Here is a 985-nt window from a genome sequence, read left to right as displayed (position 1 = left end):
GTTCGTGGGCGGTGGTGGTCGAGGGGGTCAGGGGGTGTCGGTGCGCAGCCGTACCTGGTCGGCCAGGCGTCGCAGGCTCTCGTCGAGGGTGTGGTCGATGTCGTCGTCGGCGGGGGTGTGGTCGTCGTCGTGGAAGGACAGGTGGATGGTGGCCTGGCTGGTTCCGTCGCCGCTGTCGGTCACCTGGAGCCAGCCCGTGTAGCGGGCGTCGTCGCGGGTTCCCCATTCGATGCGCAGGTGTTCGGGGTCGGTCTGCAGGAGTGCGCGGGCGTCGCGTCCGGTGCTGTCTTCGTGGACGGTGACGTCGGGCAGGACCTCGGCCCGTACGTGCAGGTCCTGGGGTAGCCAGTGGTTGAGTCCGTCCAGGTCGTTCGCCTGGTCGAAGACGGTCTGCGGTGGTGCGGGCATGGCGCGGGAACGTTCGTGCTCGCTCATGGGTGATCACTCCTCGCTGTGGTCGCGTTGGGTGATCACCTACCCCTGTGGGGGGTGGTCCATCCATGGAGGTGCAGGTCAGGTGGGTGGTGGGGTGGCGGGGCGGATTTTTCTGACGAAGCGCGCGGCGGCTCGGTGGCTCATTCCGGTCTCGCCGCGTACGAGGAAGACGGCTTGGTCGAACTGGTCGGAGGCTTTGAGCTGGAGGATCTGTTCGATGAGTTCGGGGCCGATGCCGCCGCCGACGAGGGCGTTGCGGGGGCGTTGTGCCRCCCGTACGGCGAGCACGATGAGGCCGATGATCACTATGGCGATGACTGCCGTCAGGAGGAGGGTGACGATCAGGTTCGGCATGGGGTGAGCGTACCCCTGCGGGGGTGTGCTGGGGAGGTGGGTGGTCTTCGTCTGTGGGGTTGTGGCTCACCGGAGGTCGCGGGTTCACGCGTTGGGAGGTTCTGCGCTGCCCCGTTGATCTGGTCGTGTGGCCGGCCGGTCGCGGGTTCGGGCCGCAGGTCGGCGGTGCTCGGGCGCGGGGGTGTGAGGTGGTTGC

Annotated in this window: 2 protein-coding genes; both read right to left on the bottom strand. The window is 68.3% G+C overall.

Annotated elements, in window-relative coordinates; genetic code table 11:
- Window positions 1–27 precede the first annotated feature (27 nt).
- Window positions 28–435, bottom strand: coding sequence for an SRPBCC family protein (locus tag CA984_RS44160; protein ID WP_086579174.1), 408 nt, complete (start codon window positions 433–435; stop codon window positions 28–30).
- A 78-nt stretch (window positions 436–513) separates the two neighbouring features.
- On the bottom strand, window positions 514–789 hold the full coding sequence (locus CA984_RS44155; RefSeq protein ID WP_086579173.1) for a hypothetical protein: 276 nt from the start codon (window positions 787–789) through the stop codon (window positions 514–516).
- Window positions 790–985 lie beyond the last annotated feature (196 nt).

Origin of the sequence: Streptosporangium minutum, assembly GCF_002149035.1 — a bacterium.
GTDB lineage: Bacteria > Actinomycetota > Actinomycetes > Streptosporangiales > Streptosporangiaceae > Streptosporangium > Streptosporangium minutum.
Note: the sequence above shows the minus strand (reverse complement) of the source record. Positions and strands in the feature narration are given on the sequence as shown.